General features: G+C 23.3%; 26 protein-coding genes and 1 pseudogene. 5 read left to right on the forward strand and 22 right to left on the reverse strand.

What is annotated here, in order from left to right; genetic code table 4:
* The first annotated feature begins 470 nt into the window (after window positions 1–470).
* A complete protein-coding gene (locus tag AAHH39_RS11395) occupies window positions 471–1,433 on the forward strand; it encodes a DDE-type integrase/transposase/recombinase (RefSeq protein WP_342218160.1) in 963 nt (320 codons plus the stop codon).
* Here the strand turns inward: AAHH39_RS11395 and AAHH39_RS11400 are convergent.
* Window positions 1,425–2,369 carry an IS30 family transposase gene (locus AAHH39_RS11400; protein ID WP_342217458.1) on the reverse strand — a complete coding sequence of 315 codons (945 nt, stop codon included), beginning with the start codon at window positions 2,367–2,369 and terminating at the stop codon, window positions 1,425–1,427. The genes AAHH39_RS11395 and AAHH39_RS11400 overlap by 9 nt on opposite strands.
* A gap of 193 nt (window positions 2,370–2,562) precedes the next feature.
* Between AAHH39_RS11400 and AAHH39_RS11405 the strand changes: the two genes are divergently transcribed.
* Window positions 2,563–2,925: a hypothetical protein gene (locus tag AAHH39_RS11405; protein WP_342218161.1), complete on the forward strand. Its 363-nt coding sequence runs from the start codon at window positions 2,563–2,565 to the stop codon at window positions 2,923–2,925.
* A gap of 13 nt (window positions 2,926–2,938) precedes the next feature.
* On the opposite strand, the gene glyA is transcribed toward AAHH39_RS11405, so the two are convergent.
* Window positions 2,939–4,240 (reverse strand): serine hydroxymethyltransferase, encoded by a 1,302-nt coding sequence (gene glyA / locus AAHH39_RS11410; RefSeq protein ID WP_252319797.1) that lies wholly within the window; start codon window positions 4,238–4,240, stop codon window positions 2,939–2,941.
* A gap of 37 nt (window positions 4,241–4,277) precedes the next feature.
* Entirely contained in the window at window positions 4,278–4,706 is a 429-nt protein-coding gene (gene rpiB, locus AAHH39_RS11415) for a ribose 5-phosphate isomerase B (protein WP_174480264.1), read from the reverse strand.
* 204 nt (window positions 4,707–4,910) lie between these two features.
* Between rpiB and AAHH39_RS11420 the strand changes: the two genes are divergently transcribed.
* Window positions 4,911–5,348, forward strand: coding sequence for a PPC domain-containing DNA-binding protein (locus AAHH39_RS11420; protein WP_342218162.1), 438 nt, complete (start codon window positions 4,911–4,913; stop codon window positions 5,346–5,348).
* A 53-nt stretch (window positions 5,349–5,401) separates the two neighbouring features.
* Here AAHH39_RS11420 and fba read toward each other — a convergent pair whose 3' ends face one another.
* The 13 genes and pseudogenes from fba to AAHH39_RS13520 all read right to left on the reverse strand — a co-directional run.
* Entirely contained in the window at window positions 5,402–6,271 is an 870-nt protein-coding gene (fba, locus tag AAHH39_RS11425; protein WP_342218163.1) for a class II fructose-1,6-bisphosphate aldolase, read from the reverse strand.
* A gap of 137 nt (window positions 6,272–6,408) precedes the next feature.
* Window positions 6,409–8,013, reverse strand: a complete 1,605-nt coding sequence (locus tag AAHH39_RS11430) for a CTP synthase (protein ID WP_342218165.1) — start codon at window positions 8,011–8,013, stop codon at window positions 6,409–6,411.
* A 36-nt stretch (window positions 8,014–8,049) separates the two neighbouring features.
* Window positions 8,050–8,457: a DNA-directed RNA polymerase subunit delta gene (gene rpoE, locus AAHH39_RS11435; protein ID WP_342218166.1), complete on the reverse strand. Its 408-nt coding sequence runs from the start codon at window positions 8,455–8,457 to the stop codon at window positions 8,050–8,052.
* Between the two features lie 51 nt (window positions 8,458–8,508).
* Complete coding sequence (gene argS, locus AAHH39_RS11440; RefSeq protein ID WP_342218167.1) at window positions 8,509–10,149, reverse strand: arginine--tRNA ligase; 1,641 nt, start codon at window positions 10,147–10,149, stop codon at window positions 8,509–8,511.
* A gap of 83 nt (window positions 10,150–10,232) precedes the next feature.
* Entirely contained in the window at window positions 10,233–11,324 is a 1,092-nt protein-coding gene (locus tag AAHH39_RS11445) for a hypothetical protein (RefSeq protein ID WP_342218168.1), read from the reverse strand.
* Window positions 11,325–11,355: 31 nt separating this feature from the next.
* Entirely contained in the window at window positions 11,356–12,549 is a 1,194-nt protein-coding gene (locus AAHH39_RS11450) for an HD domain-containing protein (RefSeq protein ID WP_342218169.1), read from the reverse strand.
* 190 nt (window positions 12,550–12,739) lie between these two features.
* On the reverse strand, window positions 12,740–14,185 hold the full coding sequence (gltX, locus tag AAHH39_RS11455) for a glutamate--tRNA ligase (RefSeq protein WP_342218170.1): 1,446 nt from the start codon (window positions 14,183–14,185) through the stop codon (window positions 12,740–12,742).
* 53 nt (window positions 14,186–14,238) lie between these two features.
* Window positions 14,239–14,664, reverse strand: coding sequence for a hypothetical protein (locus AAHH39_RS11460; protein WP_342218171.1), 426 nt, complete (start codon window positions 14,662–14,664; stop codon window positions 14,239–14,241).
* A gap of 359 nt (window positions 14,665–15,023) precedes the next feature.
* The gene (locus AAHH39_RS11465; protein WP_342218172.1) at window positions 15,024–15,683 is read right to left on the reverse strand and encodes a hypothetical protein; all 660 of its coding nucleotides are present in this window, start codon (window positions 15,681–15,683) and stop codon (window positions 15,024–15,026) included.
* Between the two features lie 14 nt (window positions 15,684–15,697).
* Window positions 15,698–16,201, reverse strand: coding sequence for a hypothetical protein (locus AAHH39_RS11470; RefSeq protein WP_252319777.1), 504 nt, complete (start codon window positions 16,199–16,201; stop codon window positions 15,698–15,700).
* Between the two features lie 85 nt (window positions 16,202–16,286).
* Complete coding sequence (gene ychF, locus AAHH39_RS11475; protein WP_342218173.1) at window positions 16,287–17,384, reverse strand: redox-regulated ATPase YchF; 1,098 nt, start codon at window positions 17,382–17,384, stop codon at window positions 16,287–16,289.
* Window positions 17,385–17,857: 473 nt separating this feature from the next.
* On the reverse strand, window positions 17,858–18,955 hold the full coding sequence (locus AAHH39_RS11480; protein ID WP_342218175.1) for a hypothetical protein: 1,098 nt from the start codon (window positions 18,953–18,955) through the stop codon (window positions 17,858–17,860).
* Between the two features lie 356 nt (window positions 18,956–19,311).
* Window positions 19,312–19,428, reverse strand: a pseudogene (locus AAHH39_RS13520) (IS30 family transposase); the annotation flags it as partial.
* A 531-nt stretch (window positions 19,429–19,959) separates the two neighbouring features.
* Here AAHH39_RS13520 and AAHH39_RS11485 point away from each other — a divergent pair.
* A complete protein-coding gene (locus AAHH39_RS11485) occupies window positions 19,960–20,367 on the forward strand; it encodes a hypothetical protein (RefSeq protein ID WP_342218176.1) in 408 nt (135 codons plus the stop codon).
* Between the two features lie 205 nt (window positions 20,368–20,572).
* Here the strand turns inward: AAHH39_RS11485 and AAHH39_RS11490 are convergent, their stop codons facing one another.
* From AAHH39_RS11490 to AAHH39_RS11510, 5 genes are all read right to left on the reverse strand, one after another.
* Window positions 20,573–21,517: an IS30 family transposase gene (locus AAHH39_RS11490; protein WP_342217458.1), complete on the reverse strand. Its 945-nt coding sequence runs from the start codon at window positions 21,515–21,517 to the stop codon at window positions 20,573–20,575.
* Between the two features lie 33 nt (window positions 21,518–21,550).
* On the reverse strand, window positions 21,551–21,745 hold the full coding sequence (locus AAHH39_RS11495; protein WP_342218177.1) for a hypothetical protein: 195 nt from the start codon (window positions 21,743–21,745) through the stop codon (window positions 21,551–21,553).
* 50 nt (window positions 21,746–21,795) lie between these two features.
* Window positions 21,796–22,585 (reverse strand): IS5 family transposase gene (locus AAHH39_RS11500; RefSeq protein WP_425288900.1). Its coding sequence is split into 2 segments (ribosomal slippage): window positions 21,796–22,323 and window positions 22,325–22,585, totalling 789 coding nucleotides; the frame shifts between segments, so codons are not numbered across the junction.
* A gap of 343 nt (window positions 22,586–22,928) precedes the next feature.
* Window positions 22,929–23,837 carry an IS30 family transposase gene (locus AAHH39_RS11505; RefSeq protein ID WP_342218178.1) on the reverse strand — a complete coding sequence of 303 codons (909 nt, stop codon included), beginning with the start codon at window positions 23,835–23,837 and terminating at the stop codon, window positions 22,929–22,931.
* Window positions 23,838–24,054: 217 nt separating this feature from the next.
* On the reverse strand, window positions 24,055–24,828 hold the full coding sequence (locus tag AAHH39_RS11510; RefSeq protein ID WP_342218179.1) for an Mbov_0401 family ICE element transposase-like protein: 774 nt from the start codon (window positions 24,826–24,828) through the stop codon (window positions 24,055–24,057).
* A 476-nt stretch (window positions 24,829–25,304) separates the two neighbouring features.
* Here AAHH39_RS11510 and AAHH39_RS11515 point away from each other — a divergent pair, with 476 nt between their 5' ends.
* The gene (locus tag AAHH39_RS11515; RefSeq protein WP_342218180.1) at window positions 25,305–25,592 is read left to right on the forward strand and encodes a hypothetical protein; all 288 of its coding nucleotides are present in this window, start codon (window positions 25,305–25,307) and stop codon (window positions 25,590–25,592) included.
* Here the strand turns inward: AAHH39_RS11515 and AAHH39_RS11520 are convergent.
* Window positions 25,589–26,065: a hypothetical protein gene (locus AAHH39_RS11520; protein ID WP_342218181.1), complete on the reverse strand. Its 477-nt coding sequence runs from the start codon at window positions 26,063–26,065 to the stop codon at window positions 25,589–25,591. The genes AAHH39_RS11515 and AAHH39_RS11520 overlap by 4 nt on opposite strands.
* Window positions 26,066–26,084: the final 19 nt, after the last annotated feature.

A 26,084-nucleotide genomic window follows, 5' to 3' on the forward strand; every position in this document is an offset into this window, starting at 1 on the left:
TATAGCCATGAATTAACTTGATATTTAATTGCTGTATCATTTAACATTTCAATAAATGTATAATTACTAAAATCACAATATACAGTTAAACCATATTCATATAACAAATTATTTTCTTTTGCTAATTTAATATAAAACTCTACTACTAATCTTGCTAATTGTTTATTATCATAACGTACTAATTTATTTTCTATTTTTAAACAATCAATAACATTAACAAAATTAAAATCATAATCAAAACCTATTAATACACATGCTAAAGCATCATCTTTAAATCCATAATCTAATCCAGCACTAAATCTATAACTTGGTTGTAATAAACGTGATATCTTATGAATTAAATGTGAATATATTCCACCAGAGCTACTTAGCCCTTTTTACTAGACCATTAATTTAAAAAACCTGAATGTATTCGAAAAACAATTGTGTTATATAATTAGCACTAATTTTGACATGAAAGGATTTTATTAATGGATAAAATTAAACAAATAGAATTAGTTATTAGTAAATTAAATATCAAACAAAAAATTAAAATTATTGATGATTGCAAAAACCAATATTCGATTAGACATCTTTCTCAATATCTTCAATTAAACAGATCAACATATTACTTTTTAAAAAACAAACAAAAACCTATTAAAAAAGAAAAACATCACATTATTAATTGCAATCATAAATATCAAGAATTATGCAAATTTTTAATTGAATTTCATTCTACAAGAAAAGGTAGAATTTATGGATATTTACGAATTTTTTCAGCACTTAAAAAATGACTAAAACAAGAAAAAAATATTAACTTAAATATAGAATTATCAACAAAACAAATGCGAAAAATTATGAAAGATCATAATTTACAAGGATTAAAACAAAACAAAAATAACTATCCTAGAAATAAAAAAAATCCAAATAAATGAATACCTACAATGGATAAAGTAAATAAAGACTATAAAAGTACAACTTCTTCTAATCAAATTTGATCAATGGATACTAAACAAATCAATACCAAAGAAGGTTGATTATATCTTTTTGTAATTATTGATTTTTATTCAAATAATGTTGTTAGTTTTAACACAGCTTCTAATAAATCATATCAAGATTTAATCCATCCTGCACTTGAAAAAATAAGCCAACAATTTTCTTGAAATCAAGTAAAAAACGTTATTTTACATTCAGATAACGCAAATGAATTTTATTGTCAAGATATTACAAATTGAGCCATTAATAAACAAATAATTTTAAGCAAAAAACAACCTTATGATATTGGTGGCAATGTAATATCAGAAAACTGATTTTCACATTTATCTCAAGAATGACTACCTAAAGGATCAAATCAATATTTAACTATCAATGAAGCCATTAATGATGTAAATCAATATGTTATGTTTTATAATTACCTGAATTGTAAATATAAATGGGACAGTTTTTTAAAATAATTGTATTAAATCTATTGGTCTTTTATAAGATAGTGATTTTCTGGGTGTAGAATTAATTTGAAATGCTATAGTATTTAAATCTTTTTGTTTATATGAAGATAGATCTGTAGATTTTGGTAAATATCTTCTTAAAATACCATTATTATTTTCATTTAAACCTCTTTGACAAGGTTTACCAGGATCTGCAAAATAAATCTTAACATTACAATTTTTTTCGATTAATTTTCATTTACTAAATTCTTTACCACGATCAAAAGTAATAGTTTTAACTGTTCCTTTTTGTAACTTTGAAATAAATTTTATTATACTTTTTGTAATATTTTCTGATTTATTATTTTTAGTTGCTAAAGGAATTGTGGTTTTTGATCATATATCAGCTAAAGTAATAATAGAACTTTTATGATCTTTACCAATGATAGTATCACCCTCTAAATGACCAAATTCTTCTATATTTTTAATATTAGGAATGATTAAATTTCTTTCATGAATAGACTTACAATTATTAATTCTGCCCCTAGTTTCTTTTTGTTTGTGAGGTTTATTTTTTCCTTTTCTCAATAAGTTATTTTCATCAAAACCCATTCGATTTGTTTTAAACATGTTATATAAAGTTTTTGTTGAAATACTTTTTATTTTATTTTCCTTTAAAAAATTAGCAATTATATCAAGAGCATAATTTTTAGTAATTAACAAATGATTAATAGTATTAATTTCTATTAAAGTTAAAATTATTAATTTTCTACCTGCATTTTGTTTATTTTTTTGAATTTTATTCAATATTTCTAATGGTAATAAGTTTTGATTTAATAATCTACAAACTCTATGTACAGTTGATTTACTATAATCAATGGCTTTTGCTATTTTACGAATCGAAAATCCATAACTTTTATATTCTTTTATTGCTATTATTGATTCAATAGTCAGATACTTATACATTGTACTAATTCCTTTCTTTTCTTAATTATAGAATTAACACAATTTAATTTTTATATAAGTGTCCTTTTTAATTTTACAATTCAGGTTATAATAAAAAAATAAGTCAAGAAATTGATAAATTACCTTATTATATTATTGTTATTGATGAATTAGCAGATTTAATGGTACAAGCAAGCAAATTGAAGAAGGAATCATGCGAATTACACAAATGGGTCAAGCAGTAGGAATTCATTTAGTAATAGCAACACAAAGACCATCAGTAGATGTAATTACTGGCGTAATTAAAAATAATATTCCAGCAAGAATTACTTTTAAAGTTGCATCTTGAATTGATTCAAAAACAATCCTTGATACTGCTGGAGCAGAAAAATTATTAGGTAAAGGCGATATGTTATTTTTAGCTCCAGGACAAAATAATATCAATCGCTTACAAGCACCATGAATTAGTGATGAAGATGTTTCAGAATTAATAAAGTTTATTAAAGAACAATCTTCGGTTAAATATGATAATAATTTTATTGAAAAAATGAAAGAAATTAAAGATTCAAAAAAATAAAATAATTATTTTATTATTGAGGTAATTTTATATCTTCATAAATGGGAAATTTATTTAAAAGCATATCAACTTTTTTTCTTAATTCATTTAAACCATCATCATTAATACCCTTAGGTAATTTTCAAGCACTAATAATAATCTTTCCTAATTCAATAAACTGCTCTTCTTTAAAACCTCTCGTTGTCATTGCTGGACTACCAAAACGAACACCACTAGTAATAACAGCTGGTAAAGGATCAAAGGGAACACCATTCTTATTAGCAACAATATTAATTTTTTCTAAAATATCAACAGCTTCTTTACCATTTAAACCGTTAATATTAGTAACATTAACAGTTAATAAATGATTATCAGTTCCACCCGCCACTACATGAAATTTTGCATCAAGAAAAGTTTTTGCTAATGCTTGAGCATTTTTAATTACTTGCATTTGATAAGTTTTAAATTCTGGCGTTAATGCTTCATAAAAAGCTTGTGCTTTTGCTGCAATAATATGTTCCAATGGCCCACCTTGATTACCAGGAAATACCGCACTATCAATTTTCTTTTTTAATTCTTCAGTGCAAAGAATAGCACCACCACGTGGTCCTCTTAATGTTTTATGAGTTGTTGTTGTTGTAATATCAGCATAACAAATAGGATTTTGATGTAATCCAGCAGCAATTAATCCAGCAATATGCGCCATATCAACCATTAAATATGCTCCAACAGTATCGGCAATTTTACGAAACTTTGATCAATCAATAAGCCTTGAATAAGCACTAGCTCCTGCTACAATAATTTTTGGTTTACATTCTTTAGCAATTTTTAAAATTTCATCATAATCTAAATATTCATCCTTTTTACTTACACCATAATTAACACCGTGATAAATTTTACCAGAAAAATTAATTTTATAACCATGAGTTAAATGACCACCGGCATCAAGTTCCATACCAAGAATAGTATCACCTGGACGTAATATAGCAGCATATGCTTCAGCATTAGCTTGACTACCAGAATGAGGTTGTACATTAGCATGAAAATTACCTTTTTTACATTGACCTGGTTTATGATTACAATTAAATAATTGTTTAAAACGCTCTATTGCCAAATTTTCAATTTTATCAACATTTTCGCAACCATTATAATATCTTCTGCCCGGATAACCTTCTGCATACTTATTAGTTAATATTGTTCCAGCAAGTGTAAGTACAGCTGGTGATACATAGTTTTCTGAAGCTATTAATTCAATATGATTTTGTTGACGTTGTCATTCATCTTTCACAATTTTTTTTAATTCTGGGTCAAGACCCTTATTAAAAGATTTATCCATTTTTAAACATCCTCTCTTTAATAATTTAATAGTAAAATTATTTTAGTTTTGCAACTCTTAATTGATGTCTTTTTTCATCACTTGTTTTAGTATTTAAAAATAATTTCACAAGTTCTACTGCTTTATAATCAGAAATAATTCTAGCACCTAGTGCTAAAACATTAGCGTCATTATGAAGCCTTGCCAATCTTACTGTTTCTTCTTCATAGCAAAGAGCACAACGAACACCATTAATACGATTGGTAGCAATGCTAATACCAATACCAGTACCACAAATTACAATACCAAAATCTGCTTTTTTACTAACAATAGCATTAGCAACATTAAAACCAAAATTAGGATAATCAACAGGCTCACTGCTATTTGTTCCTAAATCTAAAATTTGATAGCCTTCTGTATGTAAAAATTTAATAATTGGTTGTTTAAATTCATAAGCGGTATGATCATTACCAATAGCAATTACTAAACCATTAGTTTTCAACTTTATCACTTCCTTAGTTAAATATTAGTTTTATTATACCTATTAATTTTAAAATTAATATATTTTCTTTTTAAAATAATTTTTACTACAAAAAGAAAAATATTTTTTTCCTATAATAATCAAATTTAATCATTATTGCTATTAATAAATATGTTAAAATACTGCTAAAAGAAAGGTGAGATTCTTATTATGAAAATTAAAAAAATGATCGGAAATAAGTATGCATTAATTATTGAAAAAGATGAAATGATTATTAAAACTTTAGAGCAATTTGCTATTAAAGAAAACATAGGAATGGCACAATTCCAAATGATTGGTGCTATTACTAATGTCACTTTAGGCTATATTCCTAAAAAAAGTACTGATTATGTAAAAAAAACTTTTCTTGAACAATATGAATTGTTATCAACAATTGGAACAATCATTTGAGATGAAAAAGATAAAAATAAACCAATTATTCATTGTCATACTACTTTTGGTGATGATAATTTTAACGTAATTGGTGGTCATATGTTAGACGCGAAAGTTGCTATTAAAGCCGAAGTAATAATTGATATTTTAAGTAATGAAAAAATATCACAAGTTATTGATAATAAAAGTAATTTTCATATTTGAAATTTATCTTAATTTAAGGAAAATCTTAAAAAAATGGTCATATTAATAATAATATGACCATTTTTTTAAGATTTTCCTAATGAACCAAATTCTGTTAATAATTCTTTAGCTTTAAGTTTAATTGCTTCCATTCCTGGCTTAAAAATTTTTCTAGGATCAAACCCTTTATCTTCATTAAGTTTTCCTTCCGTAACATATTTTTCAATAGCTGCGGCGAACACTTCTTGTAATTCAGTATTAACATTAATTTTACTAATTCCTAAATTAATAGCTTTTTTAACCTGATCTTTTGGAATTCCAGAACCACCATGTAATACCATTGGCTTATTTGAAGCTACTGATAAATTTTTTAATACATCAAAATTTAAACCATCTCAATTTTTAGGATACTTTCCATGAATATTATTTATTCCGGCTGCTAAAAAGTCAATTCCTAAAGCTGCTAATGATTTACAATCTTCCTCACTAGCAATCTCACCACTACCAATAACTCCATCTTCTTCACCACCAATAGTACCTGCTTCTGCTTCAACAGATGCATTTTTTTTCTTAGCATAAGCAACTACTTCTTTGGTACCTTTTATATTTTCATTAAAATCTAAATGAGAACCATCAAACATAACAGAACTAAAACCAGCATCTAATGCTTTCTTACAAGAATCTACTGATTGACCATGATCTAAATGTAATGCCACTGGAATAGTAATATTTAAATCATTCAATAACGCTAAAGTCATACTAGCAACTGTGTTAAATCCACCCATGTATTTAACAGCACCTTCTGAAACACCTAAAATAACAGATGATTTAGTTTCTTGTGCAACTTCAAGAATAGATCTTGTTCATTCTAAATTATTAATATTAAAGTGAGCAACGGCATATTTACCTGCTTTTGCTTTATCAATCATATTTTTTGCACTAACAAATTTATTCATTTCTTTTCCTTCTTTCTTAAAATATTATAACCTTATATTATATATTTTCATAAAAAATCTAGTTGCATATATATTTTGAGAATATACAATTCATAAAAATTATAACAATTTTAAAATTAAATTTTCTTACTTTATCATTATTTTTTAATAATACTTTTAATTAATCCTAAAAATAAAGGATTTGGTTTATTAATTCTTGATGTGAACTCAGGATGAAACTGACTTGCAATAAAGAATGGATGTACTTCTTTTGGCAACTCAATCACTTCTACCAAATCTTCTTTATTATATATACCACTAAAAATTAATCCATTTTTTGCAAGTAATGTTTTATAACTATTATTAAATTCATAACGATGACGATGACGTTCAATAATAATAGTTTGTTTATAAAGAGATTTTGCTAATGAATCACTAATTAAAGTGGTTGGATAATTACCCAATCTTAAAGTTCCCCCGATTTGATCATTTTTATTTTTGCCACGTAATAAATCAAAAATAGGATTTTTAGTTTTTTCATTAAATTCAGTAGAATTAGCATCTTGTAAATTACATACATTACGAGCATATTCAATACAAGCTAACTGCATACCTAAACATAATCCTAAGAAAGGAACTTTATTAACTCGAGTATAATTAATTGCATTGATTTTGCCTTCAACACCACGATTACCAAAGCCACCAGGAACAATTATTGCTTGGAAAGGAGAAAGCATAGAATTAATGTTTTTACTATCTAAACTTTCAGCGTTAATAATTTTATAATTAACTTTAGTATTAAGACTATAACCTGCAATTTTCAATGATTCAATTACTGATAAGTAAGCATCACTTAAATTCGAATATTTTGCCACAATACCAACAGTAACTTCTTGATTAATATTATCTAACTTTTTAACAATTGCATGTCATTCTGACATATCTGGTTTAGTTTTATTTAATTTTAATAATTCTGAAACTACTTCATCAATTTTTTGTTTTTCTAAAGATAATGGCACTTTATAAATATTATCACAATCAGGAATTGCTAAAACATAACTGCGTTTAATATTACAAAATAAAGATAATTTATCAAAAATATGATCAGGTGGCATAGTTTCACTACGACAAACCAAAATATCAGGTTGAATACCTAATGATAATATTTCTTTTACTGAATGTTGACTGGGTTTCGTTTTAAATTCACCAACCGAATGTAAATAAGGAATTAATGTAGTATGAATAACAATAACATTTTCATGACCTTTTTCGTTTTTAACTTGTCTAATGGCTTCAATAAAAGCTAATGATTCAATATCACCAACTGTTCCACCAATTTCGGTAATAATAACATCAGCCTTACTATTAATTGCGGAATTAAAAATATGTTTTTTAATTTCATCAGTAACATGAGGTACAACTTGTACAGTTTTCCCTTCATAAAAACCATCACGTTCCTTTTTTAAAACAGTTTGGTATACTTTTCCAGCAGTAATATTGGAGTCTTTAGTAAGATTTTCATCAATAAAACGTTCATAATGACCTAAATCTAAATCAGTTTCAGCACCATCACTAGTTACATATACTTCACCATGTTGATAAGGACTCATAGTACCTGGGTCAACATTAATATAAGGGTCAAATTTTTGCATAAAAATCTTAATATTTTTTTGCTTTAATATACGCCCAAGCGATGCTGCTGTAATCCCTTTACCTAAAGATGATACAACACCACCAGTAATAAATATATACTTTGAATTCATTAGTTTTCTCCTAAATATTAATTAATAATATCATTATTATTCATCATCATAACTATCTTCTAATGGTTGAATAATAATGGTATCTAAATCATCATTTTCTTCTTCTACGTCTTCACTTAAATCTATAGTTTCATCATTATCTGTAACTGTTTCAGTACTATCAATTTCTTCTTTTGTATTATTTGGAATTTCTACTCTTGTCATATGTTCTTTAATTTCTTCTAATGAAACTTCATTACGTGGATATCAAAGTTTATCATTTTTTAAGAAAAAATTGGTATTTAAAATAATTCCAGTATAAAGTTCACCAGCAATTTTTTCTTCAATTTCTTTAGAAATATTACATTGTTTTTTAACATGTGTTCAAATTTCATTAAAACTACTTTTTTTCTTTTTGCATAAAAAACTATATGCTACTTCTACTAATGTTTGTTTGTTTTGCATTTCTTAATCACCTTCTAAATTGTATATTATAAATAATAAAAAATATATTTTTTACATCTTTTTAGGCGCATCCACACCAATTAAATTTAAAGCATTGGCCATTATTTGTTTTATTGCTAAAACTAATGTTAATCGTTGAGTTGTTAATTGTTGATCTTCACTAATAACTTTATGTTTATTATAATAAGAATGAAATAATTTAGCTAATTTTTGAATATAATTTGTAAGCAAATGTGGCTGATGCTGTTTTTCAATTTTTTGCAAAATAATTATATATTCATCTAATGTAATCAATAATTCTTTTTCCTTTTGTTCTGTTAATAAATTAATACTATTTGCAATTTCAAATTTTGGATAATTCTCTATAATTTGATTTATACGCGCATGAACATATTGAGCATAATAAACAGGATTTTCGTTAGATTGTTGTTTAGCAAGTGCTAAATCAATATCAAGATGTGATTCAACTGATCTTGATACTAAAAAATAACGTAAAGCATCCTTTCCAATTAAATCTATCATATGTCTTAAAGTTATTGATGTTCCTGCTCTTTTTGACATTTTTTGTTCTTTACCATTATCAATAACCTTTACCATTTGCATACATAAAATATCAAGTTTAGTGGCATCATTATTAAGCATATATAATCCTGCTTTAATTCGTGGAATATAGCCATAATGATCTGCTCCTCAAATATTAATTAACACATCACTACGTTGAAATTTAATATGATGATAAGCTAAGTCAGGAAGCATATATGTATAAGTTTTGTCTTTCTTAACAATTACACGATCTTTATCATCTTCAAATAAAGTAGTTTTTAAAAAAATAGCACCATCAAGTTGATAAGTATTGCCTTGCATTTCAAATTGTTTGATTAAATTAGAAATAATATTTTCTTTATATAAAAATGATTCAGAAAATCAAATATTAATTTTAACTTTAAATTTTTTTAAATCTTTTTTAATTTCTGAAATCATATAATTAATACCAAATTCTTTAAAAATTAAAGAAGAAGTTTCATCAAAAGGTTTATTTGCAAATTTATTACCATTTAATTTCAAAAATGATTGTGCAGCAGTTAAAATTTCAGAACCACGATAACTTTCTTTTGGTAATTCAACAGCATTGCCACAAAGATTTTGATAATTTATGAAAATTGAATTGGCCAAAACATTAATTTGATTACCAGCATCATTAATATAGTATTCTCTAACTATATTATATCCTCTATGTTCTAATATATTAGCTAAACTATCACCAATAGCCGCATTTCTTGCATGTCCTAAATGTAAAAGTCCGGTTGGATTAGCACTAATAAATTCAATATTATAAGTAATATTTTTTTTATTAGATTGACCATATAATGATTTCTCATTAATAATTTTCATTAATAACAAACTAAATACTTCAACATTAATATTAATATTAATAAAACCAGGAGTAATATAATCAATTTTTTTAATTAATGGGTGTTTCTGATGAATATTTTTAACTATAATTTCAGCAATGTCTAATGGTTTTTGTTTATATTTTTTTGCTAATATCATTGCTATTGATGTAGAATAATCACCTAAGTCATTATTTTTATTAATTTCAATAACAACCTGATTCAATTCTATTTCATAATTTGCAAATGCTACTGCATCAAGAATAATAGTAGTGAGTTCATTAATAACATAACTGTCCACAGTTCAGACCCCTTTCAATATCTAAAATATTATACTCATAAATTTAATTTATACCATATAAAAAAATAAAAATAAATACTTTTTTATAAAAGTTGTTCAATTGTATCATTAACATACTGTATAAATCCAATTCTGATTAAAAATTCCAAAATAGCAACATCATTGTAATTTAAATCAATTAATTCTTGATAGTTACCAAAAATTTGATTATCAAGCACATTTCTTAATTTATCATTAATTTTTTTTGGATCATCTTCGATCTTAATTCCTGAAACTTTAACTAATTCTAAATCAATTTTTTTTTGCATTTTAACTTTAGTATTATCATCTTTATATAATTCTATTAATTTTAAATATAATTCTTGTAATAAACTTAAAGCCTTGACAAAATTACTTAGTAATTCTTGTTCATTAATTATATACGAATTTAAATTATGAAAATAATTATGATTTATCTCAGCTTCATATCTTGCTGCTTGACCGCCAGGATTAATTTGTTCAAAATAACGCAAACGTTCTCTTAAGTTTAATAATATTTTACTCATTTCCTCACTTTCAACTCTTGTAGTACTAATTAATTTAATCAATCGTATTAAATTATGAAAATTAAATTTTTTCTTACTAGCTGAAGGTTCAACTTGAATATATTTTCTTAAACAATGCTTTAGTTTTAATTCTAACGATTGATATACTGAAAAAAGAGTAATATGAAAATTATCATATCCAATCCCTTTTTTAATATTTAAAATAGCGTTAACTGCATACATATTAGCGCGATCATTATCATTACCCAAAACATTAGTTAAATGCAAAGTTCTTGGAAACTTATTAATCATTGTAAGTAATGTTTCTTTAAATTTAATTTTTAACGTATTATCTTTAAATTTAATTTGATTTATTTTAACTGATTTTAAATCATTATATTTATTACCTATTATAAGATAGGCAAAAATAGAAAAATAAACAATTACTTTTTCTTTAAAATTTATTCAAGTAAAATTTAAAGTTTTAATAGCATTTTCAATCTTTTCTTTATTAATTAATACACCCAATATCACTATTACTTCTTGCGTTGCTAAATGATACTCATGTGAATTTAAGTAAAAATCTCCTGGCGTTAAATCTAAAATATTTGGATACTCAAAAACTTTATTAATTGATTTTAAAATTTTCATAATTACCTCATTTTATAATACTTTTAAATTTCTATTTCTTTTTTAAAAAATAAATTGTATTTGGTGCTTTAATTGGATCTTGCAAAATTTGTGAGATTTTTTCTAAAGTAATATACTCTTCGTTTTTTGTTTTAATAATAATTGGATCTTTTTTAAAATAATAAAGTACATTTTTTAAATCTTGTTTAACCCCAATAACATTAGTGTTATTTTGACTTCTTAATAACAACAATTCATTTTCTCAGTTAAAACAAAATAAAATTACTTTTGATATTTTTACTAACTCATTATCTTTTTCAAAATTAATAATATCTTGCATTAACTTAATTAAAGTAGCATCTGTTCAATTTAAATATGTTTGTATTTCAACGCTTTTTCCCTCAAAAATAGCAATAAAATCATGAATATTGACTTTAAATGAATAAGTTTTATCAAAATATAATTCAGTTATTCTTGAAAATAATTTTTGTAAATTAAGATCAAAAAGGATTCCACTTTTATGATAATAAACTTGAGAATACATATGGAACCTTGTGATTAAATAATTTTCAATAGCAGAAATTGCCTTGTATAAAAAAACTAAACCCTTTTTAATATCAATTATCATATTCGTAATAATTCAATCAATATCAATACTTCCATAACCAACTCCTGTAAAATATCCATCACGCATTAAATAATCAATACGATCACAATCTAATTGTGATGATACCAATTGAATTTGATATTTAGGATAATTTTTATAATCCTTCTTAAGGATACCAATAATAGCATTAATATTAATATTAAATTGTTTTAAAATCATGTTAATTTCAGTACTATTATCATTAATAATAGCACAAGTATAATCTTCATGAGTAAAATTTTCTTTTTTATTAACATTAAGGTTTATGATTTTTTCAAAAGTATGTGAAAAAGGACCGTGGCCTAAATCATGTAATAAACCAGCAATTTTAATGTTTGTTTTTTCCTCTTTAGTTAATAAAGAAGAGCCTTCAACTTCACTAAGAACACGATTTAATATATGGTAAACACCGATACTATGAACATATCTAGTATGAGTTGCATTAGGAAAAGCAATTTGCACACCACCAAGTTGATTAATTCATCTTAATCTTTGAAATTCTTTACAAGATATTAACGCCTGAATAACGGGTTCGCTGATATTAATATTTTTGTGTATAGCGTCACGAATAAAAGTTACTTTATAATTATTGCTTGACATAAATTTTAACCTCTCATTAATATCTTATAAATTTTAGGTATTATTAATTTTTTATTTTAATAGTAACATAATATAAAATTTTTCTTCTATTTTAGTAATTATTTTGAGTAAAAAGAACAATTTTATAATTTTTATTTATAACAAAAGTAAATATTATATTTTCTATATAAATAATAATAATTATTTTTCTTTAATATTTAAAATTTAATTTCACATTATTAATAATGGTATCATAACCTAATAGTTTAATGGTGCTAACTAAATCAGGTCCATGCATTTGTCCTGTTGTAATAATTCTAATTGGCATAAATAATAATTTACCGTTAACATTAGTTTCTTTTTTAACTTCATTAATAATGTTTTTAATATTATCACTAGTTCAATTTTTACAATCAATAATCTTTTTAATAAATGCTGTACAAACTAAGTTACATTCATTATCATTCAAAAAAGTCTTTGCTTCTATATCTACCTTAAAATTATTTTTAAAAAATAAACTTACCAATTCATTAATTTGACTACCATATTCTAACTGTGATTGATAAATTAATAATACTTCTTTTCATCATTCAATAGTTTTGCTATTTCAATTATATTTTTCTTTAATAAAAGGTGTTACTAAAGCTAAGTATTGTTCAACATTTAATCTTTTAATATAATAATTATTCATTCACACTAATTTTTCTGGATCAAACATACTTGGTGCTTTACTTAAATATTTTGGGGTAAATAATTTAATTAATTGTTCTTTAGTATAAATTTCTTTTTCTTCATGCGAACTTCATCCTAATAAAGCAATAAAATTAAAAATTGCTTCTGGCAAATATCCTTCTTTACGATATTGATGAATAAATTGGATAATGCTACCATCACGTTTTGATAATTTTTTACGTTTATTATTAACAATTAATGTTAAGTGGGCAAAAATTGGCATTTTCCAATTAAAATATTCATAAATAACTAATTGTTTTGGTGTATTTGACAAATGTTCTTCACCACGAAAAACATGACTTATTTCCATTAAATGATCATCAATAACAACAGCAAAATTATAAGTAGCCACTCCATTTGATTTAATAATAATATAATCTCCTAAGTCTACTGAATTAAATTCAACATTACCACGAACTAAATCTTTAATTTTATAACTTTTATTAGTGGGAATTTTAACTCTAATAGCATATGAAATTTTATTTTGTAAATTTTCTTCAATTACAGACTGCTCTAATTTTGAACATGTTCCATCATATTGGAAAGCTAAAATATTTTTATCTGCTTGTTTCTTACGCATTTCTTCTAGATATTGAGGTGTACAAAAACAATAATATGCTTTTTTTTCTTTTATTAGTATTAATGCATGTTGAATATATATATTTAAACGTTCAGTTTGTTTATAAGGACCATATTTACCTGGTAAATCAATAGTTTCATCAGGAATTATTCCCATTCAACGTAAATTATCTAATTGTGAACTAATTCCATCTTCAATATTACGTTCTAAATCAGTATCTTCAATTCTAACTATAAAATCTCCTTTGTTATTTTTTGCAAATAAATAATTAAATAATGCTGTTCTAGCACCACCAATATGTAAATACCCAGTAGGACTAGGTGCATATCGTACACGAATTTTCATATTTTCACCATCTTTATTAATTTTAAGATTTTTTAATCTTATTAACTTTTTTTCTACTTTATTAGTCTTTTTTTAGAATTTAATTTTTTATTATTATTTTTAGAGGATTTCATTATTTTTTTACGATTAGTTTTAGATTGTAATTTTTCATTTACTTCTTCATCAAGAAAAATTGTAATAGTCTGTGTATCATTTGGATCAAATTCATTAGAACTTGGTAATGGTTGTTTTAATTCTGGTTCAAAATCAATTGCTGCTTCAATACGTTGACGATAAAAGTGATATGTTTGAACATTAATTAAATTTAATTTAAGTAATAAAATAACTGCTGCAACAAGTAATGCAAAATAAAAACCAAAAATTGATCAAACAATAGTTGAAGAAACTCAATTTCTATAATAAAAGCTTGGTACTTCAATTGTTTCTCCTCTATTAGGTATTATTTGTGCACTATCATTACTTCATTCACAATAAAGCAATTGACCAGAAAAACTTATCAAAAATCCAATAACAAAAATTATAAAGTTTACAACTAAAAATACAAATTTAAAACGAGGAGATTTTTCAAGAAAAACTCTTGCCGTAAAAATACAACTAATCAAACCGAAACTGCTTACAACTAAACCTATTACTGGTAAATAATAAATTGCAGTATAACTTGAAGGATTAAAACTTGGTGAAGATTCTGCAATTTCAAAACCATAATAATATAAATCTTTTAAAGCTATATTTTTTGACAAAGCAATTAAAAAAAATAATTCATAAATAATAAATGTGCTTAATAATAAATAAAAACTAATAAACCACCAATTACGAATTCTCATAAATCTGCCCCCCCTTATTTAATATTCAAAGTTTTTTTACTAAATCCCTTTTCTTGTTTTTTAATTTTTTTTAATTCTTGTTTTCTAATTCGTCTTTGTTTTTTTTCCATACTTCTAGTAGTATAAATTTCATAATCTGAGTTCATAAATGTAAACTTTCTACGCATAATTCAAAAAAATAGTTGTGTAATCAAAATTAAAAAAAGACTAAAAATAATAAATATTCTTGCAATAATTGGATTAATTCAATGATAATTTTCATTATATAATATTCCAGATTGTGAAATATAAGTTAATTGTACTTCTGAACTTAACATTACACTAAGAATTAATAATCAAAAAGCAGTATAAAACATTCTACTGCTATATTTTGAAGAGACAATACTTACTCTAGGAGCAAATATTAATAAAATCATACTTACAGTAATTGCAATTAAGCAAACAATTGGTGCATAAAATAAATTCAAAATAGGATAATTAAAATAAGTAAGTTTTACATTATATAATTTATATTTTGATACATTAATAGCAGCAAATAATGAAAAAATAAAAACTGATAAAAAAAGAACTATTGATATTGCCAAATAAACAAAATATGCATTTTTAGTCTTTTGTTCATATGGAATAAAACATGTTTCTTTGTTTTTAAGATTATCTAAATCTTTAATTTTCATTATTTTCACCTACTTTATTTTTCATTAGGCAATTCTTCAACTACTAAAATTAAAATAATCGCTGCTATTACTTCACATATTCATACAATTAATGATATTAATGAAAAAAATAGTAATACTGGTATTGATCAAAAAACTAGACTACCGCTTAACATTAATGTTGATAATATTAATGTTGAAATAGCAGTAATTCTAAATGAAGATTTCTTTTTAAGTTTCTTTGCTGGTATCATAAAACAAATAATACTGACTAAAATTGCAATTCCAACATATGATAATGATAAAGCTAATTGCAGTTTACTAAATTCAAACCCCATTTTTTGCCCAACAAATGCATTAACTATTAATAGTATTAAAAAAGCAATACTACCAATAATTTGCACAATTGGTGATCAAAAAAGTAAAGCTCTTGAAACTTTTATTTTATTAAGAACATCAAACTTTTTAGTTTTTTTATTTGGAACATAATTGTTTTCTTGAATGTCAGAATCAGGATTTTGTAAATTACTTTTTAACATAATAATTTTTTCCTTTCTTGCTAGTATATTTTCAAATTAATTATAACAAAACTATAACCTTTTTATAATTAATATTATCTTAAAACTAAACATTAAAAAGGAAATGACAAATATCACCATCTTCAACTATATAATTTTTACCTTCAACTCTCATTTTTCCCTTTTCCTGAACATTTTTTTCACTACCCAATAATTCTATATCTTGATAATTATAAACTTTAAGTCTAATAAAACCTTTCATGAAATCTGTATGAATGATACCAGCACACTCTGGTGCTTTCATCCCCTTAATAAAAGTTCAAGCATGAACTTCTTTGGGTCCAACAGTAAAATAAGTACCTAAATTTAATAGTTTATAAGTTGCTAATACAATTTGATCAATTCCTGATTCAAAAATATTTAACTCTTTAAACATTTCTTTTTTTTCTTCTGCTTCTAATTCAGAAAGTTCACATTCTGTCTTAGCACAAACAACAATTACAGTAATATTTTTTTTGCTCGTATATTGTTGTAATTGTTCAACATATTTATTGGTTTTAGTTATTAAATCTTTTTCATTAATATTAGCAATAACAATTATTGGTTTAGCAGTTAAAAAATTATAAGATTTAATCATTAGTAATTCTTCTGAACTTAACTTTTGATTACGAATAGCAATACCATTGTTTAATTCATTATTAATTTTCTCTAATAAAGCTACCTCAGCAATACCTTGTTTATCTCTAGTTATTTGCGATTTTTTACGAACTTTTTCTTTTCGTTTACTTATTACTTCTTGATCAGCTAACATTAATTCCAATTCAATAATTTCAAAATCATTAATTGGATCAATTTTATTTTCAACATGACTAACATTAATATCATCAAAACAACGAATAACTTCGCATATTGCATCAACTGTTCTAATATTAGCAAGAAATTGATTACCTAATCCTTCACCTTTACTAGCACCTTTGACAAGTCCGGCAATATCATGTAATTCTAAAATGGTTGGTACAACTTTTTGTGGATTAAAGATTTTTATTAAATTTAAAATTCTTGAATCATTGACTGGAACGCTACCAATATTTGGTTTTATAGTAGCAAAAGGATAGTTTTCAATTAATACTTGTGAATTGGTAATGGCTTTAAATAATGTTGATTTACCTACATTAGGTAAACCAACGATACCAGCAGTTAACATATAATATACACCTGTTTCTTTTACTTATATGATTACATCGTATCATATAAATTATAAAGAAAAATATAAAATTAATTATCAATTAAGAAAAATTTAATTTTGAAGTTGATTTGGATGGTAATGGTACAGTATTTACTAAATTATTAGATTCATTAATAGTATTACCAGCAAGTTCTTCATCATCGCTTTCATCATCAAAAGGATTTGTACTAACTGGTTTAGGAGTAATCTGACCAGAACAAATGCCACTATCACTAGATGCTGTTCTCTAGTAAGACAATGATTAAATTCTTGACGAGATGATTCAGTACTGCTTTCTAAATCACTATACTGTGGAAAACTATAACTATTAAGTTCTCTTAATATTTTATCCATATCAATAATAGAATAATCATTTTTTTCAAATTCAGAAGAAAGTGAACTTATCGCACTATCAGTACTATTTGAACGTGATAATTTAGGTTTTTTTTCAATTATTCATTCATCTCAAGGCTCAGATGTTGGTAATGGTTCTGTGGTATACTTTGTCTTTGATAAGGTACGCTTATTTCATCTATTGATGTTTTATTATCATTTAAATTTGCAATTAAAGTTCCAAAATGTTTTGTATTATTTTCTTTAACTGTCTTAATAGCTATTTTTGTTTTTTTTCATGTTCAAGATATTTTATTTATTATTTTTTGTCATCAACTAAGTTTTTTAAATTTTGTCTTTGATAATTCTACTAAAGATTTTTTACAATCTTCAATGTCAATATCTTTAATATTATTAATTTTATTTAAAGACACTGTTTTATAATCATCAAAATTATTATAACCACTATATATTTTTAACTTATTTTTAATAATTTGATAGTTTTTATCTCAATACAAATATTTTTTCATATCTGAAGGTGTATCTTCGGTAACTCGATCATAATATCTAATAAAAGTTATATAATCATTATAAAACCATGAATTTTCTACTTTTTGGGCACTTAATTTAAAAATTTTATCTTTAATATTAACTAATTGTTTATTAAGTTGTTCAATATCTAATTTTAATTTTTCTATTACTCGTTGATTTTGAAATTGAACATTTAAATTTGTATGATTACTTAATGTTTCCCATTCTTGTTTTTTAGTTTGTAAAAGATTAAGAATACTATTGTGTAAGTCATGTAAATCATTAGCTACGATTCTGATCTTACTATTAACTACTAATACTGAATTTCTTATCTTGCTAACCTCTTCTTTTATGGCTGCTAATCTTTTTTTTGCAATTGAACTATCTCTATTAATTTTAAAATTAATTGCAGATGTTTGTTTCTTATAATTACCTAAAAACTTTGAATGATAACTAATATCAAATATAACACTTTTTTTATTTACATTTTCTTTTAAATTTTTAATTTTTTCTTTACTATTTTCAGTAAAATCAAACGTTAAAATATTATTACTAATAACATATCTTAAATCTTCATTATTTCTTAAACGTTCTAAATGTGTCAATTGACCTTCTTCTATTAACTGCTTATCATTCATTATTTCTTTATCAATAATCTCTAATAATTTTTCTTTAATTTTTTGCAAATTAATTTCTCATTCTCAATCATTAAAAGAATTTTGGTTATTAAGTTTTACAAAACCTAAAATTGGATCATTAATTTTTTTAAGTTTTTCCAGTAATAATAATACATATTCTGGTATTGTTTTATCTTTTCAAGTTATATAATCATTTATTAATGTTTGTGAATCAATGATTTATTCTTGACTTGGGAAGTTTAGATTTTCTTTAGAAAAAGTAAAATTAAATGATTTACAATTATTAATTGTAATATCTCTTATTTTATAGTCTCATGTTTTTTTGAATTTAAATATTGAATAATAACAGTAAAATTATCCTTTAATTTTGTAGAAAAGTAATGACACATGATAAAGTGTTATTTTTAGAGAATTTTTACACTAAATAATGTTACTTTTAACAAATTTTTAATTAAAAATAATATTTTAAGTCTAAATTGATGAATAATTTTTGGTCATCCATACTTTTCTACATAATTAAAAAAGCATTCTCTGTCTTAAAAATTAATGTTTTATTATTATTAAAAAAAATTTTTAATTGTTGACCTTTTGTTATGTTGTTAAAATTAAATGTGTTTGGCATTATTTTCCTCCCTATTTTTTGTTTTTTATTAAATTTAATATTAATATAATAATTTCATTATTGTTATTTCAAATATTTAAAACAAAAAATACCACCTTGATCTGAAAATCAAGGTGGTATGTTATAACCTTTTAAAATTAAATAATATTAAAAGAAATTAACTTTTAATATTTAGGATTATACATATTTTTAAAAAAAATACACTTAAAAATTATTTCAATATCTTTAATATTTAATTTAAGGAGATTGTCAAAAATCCGGAATAAATTAATTCATATAGTCTTATTATATTTTAGACAAGAAATAATTAGGATTTTTATGTAATTGTAAATTTATCTTACTACTATTTTAAAAATATTACAACTAAGATACTTATAATAAATTTTATTAAATTCTAAAATTAACAAATAAATTTAAGGAGAACTTAAAAATGAAACTTAAAAAATTACAGTTATTAACTGTATTACTATTTATTTTAACTATTATAATTATGATTATAGGATTAATTTTAATACATTGTAGTAATTTTCATGATTATTTTAATAATAAATGAAAATATTGTAATGGATTTAAAATGTTAAATCATTATGGATTAAGTTACTTTATTGATCATTCTTCAAATTACTTATGTTCAATTTGTAATAACTATAAAAATTATTATGAATTAATAAAATTACAAATTGGTATTATTTTTTGTATAATTCTAACTCCAATTTTAATATCTATAACTATGTCATTAACTTGTTTAATTATTCGGTTAAAAACAAATTTAAAAAATAATAATTTTTGAGATGCCATTCAAAATTGTAAAATAATCAATAATTACTATATTCATTAAAATTATGTTTCTAAATTTATTTTATTACACTTAAAAATAACCATTTTTATATAAATAAAAATACTATATGTTCTATTAACAATCATTTCTTTTAAAACATGTCAAATATTTGTTTCGGTAAAACAGCCAATATTTCACTTTGTACTTTGATTAACAATACCTTTTTTATTATTTCCTGAATTGTAAATATAAATGGGACAGTTTTTTAAAATAATTGTATTAAATCTATTGGTCTTTTATAAGATAGTGATTTTCTGGGTGTAGAATTAATTTGAAATGCTATAGTATTTAAATCTTTTTGTTTATATGAAGATAGATCTGTAGATTTTGGTAAATATCTTCTTAAAATACCATTATTATTTTCATTTAAACCTCTTTGACAAGGTTTACCAGGATCTGCAAAATAAATCTTAACATTACAATTTTTTTCGATTAATTTTCATTTACTAAATTCTTTACCACGATCAAAAGTAATAGTTTTAACTGTTCCTTTTTGTAACTTTGAAATAAATTTTATTATACTTTTTGTAATATTTTCTGATTTATTATTTTTAGTTGCTAAAGGAATTGTGGTTTTTGATCATATATCAGCTAAAGTAATAATAGAACTTTTATGATCTTTACCAATGATAGTATCACCTTCTAAATGACCAAATTCTTCTATATTTTTAATATTAGGAATGATTAAATTTCTTTCATGAATAGACTTACAATTATTAATTCTGCCCCTAGTTTCTTTTTGTTTGTGAGGTTTATTTTTTCCTTTTCTCAATAAGTTATTTTCATCAAAACCCATTCGATTTGTTTTAAACATGTTATATAAAGTTTTTGTTGAAATACTTTTTATTTTATTTTCCTTTAAAAAATTAGCAATTATATCAAGAGCATAATTTTTAGTAATTAACAAATGATTAATAGTATTAATTTCTATTAAAGTTAAAATTATTAATTTTCTACCTGCATTTTGTTTATTTTTTTGAATTTTATTCAATATTTCTAATGGTAATAAGTTTTGATTTAATAATCTACAAACTCTATGTACAGTTGATTTACTATAATCAATGGCTTTTGCTATTTTACGAATCGAAAATCCATAACTTTTATATTCTTTTATTGCTATTATTGATTCAATAGTCAGATACTTATACATTGTGCTAATTCCTTTCTTTTCTTAATTATAGAATTAACACAATTTAATTTTTATATAAGTGTCCTTTTTAATTTTACAATTCAGGTTTTTAAAATACTGTTTTTTTAATTTTTTATGATTATCTAATTCTTTATATAAATAATCAATTAATTGTTCATATTGACCATTATTAATTAAATTTTTACAATGATTATATTCTTTTACATACTTTCCTTTATTTCCGGCCATTATTCCAAGATATAATGTTCTAATTAAATGGAATTTATCTAAGAACCTGTTTAGAATCTTTTTAATAAAACTGAAATAAATGAAAGAACAACCATTTGTAAACTAGTATTTAGTTTTCTTTCACAATTTTTTCATAATCTTCTGTATTTTTCTAATCAAGCAAAGCTTCGTTCTACAATTCATCTTTTTGGTAATACTACAAAAGTATGTAATTCATTACGTTTTATCACTTCAACATTTGCATTTATGATTGTTTTGATTTCAGAAGCAAATTTTTCACCAGTATAACCAGCATCTACTATTATTTTTTGAACTGCAGAAAGATTTTCTTTTTCATTTTCAATCATTATTATAGCGCTATTACGATCTGTTTTTTCTGCTGTGGTTATGTAAATTGCATGTGGTAAACCTTGAGAATCAACAACAATATGACGTTTTATGCCTGAAATCTTTTTACCAGCATCATAACCTTTATTTTCAGTAGTATCTGTATTTTTAACACTTTGCGAATCAATTATACAAAAACTAGTTTGTTCTTTGCGATTATTATTGATACGAACTTTTTTAACTAATTTTTTTTAAAATTAATTGCAATACACTAGGTTCTTTACCATTATTTTTACTTCAAATTTGAAAATAATAATATACAGTTTGTCATTTTGGAAAATTTTTTGGTAGCATTCTTCATTGACAACCACTTTTTAATACATATAAAATTGCACAAAATACTTCATATAAATCTAAACTTCTTGGTTTTGTTTTCTTTTTGCTATTTTCTAAAATTGATTTTATGTTCTCAAATTGTTCTTTGGTGACATGACTTGGATAATTTTTATGCATATATACCTCTTATTTTAAAATATATAATCATTTTACATTATTTTCGAAAAGATTCTAAACAGGTTCTAAAATAAACTCAGTACCAAGATAATCTTTTAATTATGTCCTGAATTGTAAATATAAATGGGACAGTTTTTTAAAATAATTGTATTAAATCTATTGGTCTTTTATAAGATAGTGATTTTCTTTTAATTATGTAGAAAAGTATGGATGACCAAAAATTATTCATCAATTTACACTTAAAATATTATTTTTAATTAAAAATTTGTTAAAAGTAACATTATTTAGTGTAAAAATTCTCTAAAAATAACACTTTATCATGTATCATTACTTTTCTACAAAATTAAAGTGATTTTCTGGGTGTAGAATTAATTTGAAATGCTATAGTATCTAAATCTTTTTGTTTATATGAAGATAGATCTGTAGATTTTGGTAAATATCTTCTTAAAATACCATTATTATTTTCATTTAAACCTCTTTGACAAGGTTTACCAGGATCTGCAAAATAAATCTTAACATTACAATTTTTTTCGATTAATTTTCATTTACTAAATTCTTTACCACGATCAAAAGTAATAGTTTTAACTGTTCCTTTTTGTAACTTTGAAATAAATTTTATTATACTTTTTGTAATATTTTCTGATTTATTATTTTTAGTTGCTAAAGGAATTGTGGTTTTTGATCATATATCAGCTAAAGTAATAATAGAACTTTTATGATCTTTACCAATGATAGTATCACCCTCTAAATGACCAAATTCTTCTATATTTTTAATATTAGGAATGATTAAATTTCTTTCATGAATAGACTTACAATTATTAATTCTGCCCCTAGTTTCTTTTTGTTTGTGAGGTTTATTTTTTCCTTTTCTCAATAAGTTATTTTCATCAAAACCCATTCGATTTGTTTTAAACATGTTATATAAAGTTTTTGTTGAAATACTTTTTATTTTATTTTCCTTTAAAAAATTAGCAATTATATCAAGAGCATAATTTTTAGTAATTAACAAATGATTAATAGTATTAATTTCTATTAAAGTTAAAATTATTAATTTTCTACCTGCATTTTGTTTATTTTTTTGAATTTTATTCAATATTTCTAATGGTAATAAGTTTTGATTTAATAATCTACAAACTCTATGTACAGTTGATTTACTATAATCAATGGCTTTTGCTATTTTACGAATCGAAAATCCATAACTTTTATATTCTTTTATTGCTATTATTAATTCAATAGTCAGATACTTATACATTGTGCTAATTCCTTTCTTTTCTTAATTATAGAATTAACATAATTTAATTTTTATATAAGTGTCCTTTTTAATTTTACAATTCAGGTGTAGAAAAGTATGGATGACCAAAAATTATTCATCAATTTAGACTTAAAATATTATTTTTAATTAAAAATTTGTTAAAAGTAACATTATTTAGTGTAAAAATTCTCTAAAAATAACACTTTATCATGTATCATTACTTTTCTACAAAATTAAAGAGATAATCTGCTATATCTTTAATTCACCCTGCACTATCACCACAAATAATGATTTTTGCTTGTTCAACATTTTCATAAAATTTTTGACAATGTTCTTTAATAAATTCAGCAGTTTTTTTAACTCCAATTACTGTTCTTGTTGGTCTTATAATTGCTTTTACTCTTTTATTTTGTACTTTGTGATTAATATTGTCTGTATATGTCGTTATTAATCTCATAGAGTGTTTTATACCTTTACGTTTAAAATCTCAAAACTTTCGATGTCCATCATCAATTGCTACAAAAATAGGTTGATTTTTTTCTAACTTTACTTTTATTGGACTTGCTTCAATTACTTCTAAATTTTTAAAAACTCTATGAACAGTACTAACACTAATACCTGCTTTTTTACAAATATCACAAATATCATGATATCTTTTTCCGTCAGCAAAATATTCAATAATAGTTTGTTCAACATCTTCACCAATTCTCTTATATTTAGGTAATTCTAGTCATTCATCAACTAAACAAACACGAACTCATTTTTGTAATTTTTCATCAAAATATTCATAAATTCTTCTTTTATAAGTTACTAATCCATACATTATTTTTCTTGTTCGATATTGATAATCAACAATTTTATATTTCTTTTTATCTCTTGTTTTAAATATTCTTCAATCTCATTTTTCTCATTTCTTTGTTATATGTTCTAAAACTAATTTATCAATTTTTGCATTTTGTTCTCTAAAATTTCATTTATAATTAAAATTCATATTAAATTCTCCTAATCTGTTTTTTGTACTAATTATTAATTTTAAATTTATTAAATTTAAAGTGTTAAAATATGGTAAATTAAATTAATAATCTATTTTTGTTTTATTTTATCCATAATAATCCATATAATAATGTAATTATGATTAAAATAATGACTTGTCAAAAAAAGTACTTTCATATTTTCCGTATAATAAACAAGTTACATATAATTAATAGTATAGGTATCGCAAAATAAACAACTTTAATTTAGGCGTTATTTTGCGTTTAAAAGCGTACTTGTAAAAATAAGTAAATAAATAGAATTATATTAAAAAATATATACACTTATATATAGAATGTATAGTTTAGAAAATGAGATTTAAAAAAATAATAGAATTTTTACAATTAATAAAAAATTAAATTAAAAAAATAATTTTTCTTTTTAATTATTTTTTATATTTTGTAATAACACTATTGCAAAAAAGGGGGAATATAGTTGAAAAAATGAATAAAAATAAATTTGAGTAAAATAACATTAGTATTAGCATTAACTGGTACCACAACTGGAACAATAGGATTAATCATGGGAGGGATACTTACTCATGAAAATAATAGATTTAATCATTATGAAAAGCCAGACCATACAATAGTATTATGTAATGCTCCAATATGAGTTAATATGTATAATGGTTCCTATTATTCTTTATATTGCTCAAATAAAAAGTTACATGATGTGGATATTAAATGAGATGGAAAATATTGAAAAGATTATTTTGATAATTAAATTTCTAAATTTATATAAGAAATATTTTCATTATATTTATCAAATAAATTAATATTAGTTAAATTGATGTTTTGTTTATCAGTAATTAAAATTAAATCATAATTTCCAGCACCAAATATACAACTAATTTCAATCCGATTTAAGTTATTAATCGGATTTTCAATTTGCAATTCAAATTCACTATTAGTATCAATTTGTGCGATTTCTTTATAAAATTCTAATTTAGAAAATAATTGAGATTTGTTTGAACCATATAAATTTAAAGCATTAGTAATTTTAGTTTTATCAATAATTGTTTTTGTAAAATATTTCCCATATTCACCATTTCCTAATGTTCAATCTGCCGGAATTAATGACGGAATATTATTACTTTCTAATTCATTTGTAATAGATAATCAGTTAAATTGATTATCATCTAGTTTAAATAATTCATTTTGGCTAATATCATTATTTTTTAATTTAATATTATTCATATCTGTAAAATCAAAATAT

It is taken from the genome of Spiroplasma endosymbiont of Amphimallon solstitiale (assembly GCF_964030965.1).
In the GTDB taxonomy this organism is placed as follows: Bacteria; Bacillota_I; Bacilli_A; order Mycoplasmatales; family VBWQ01; genus Spiroplasma_E.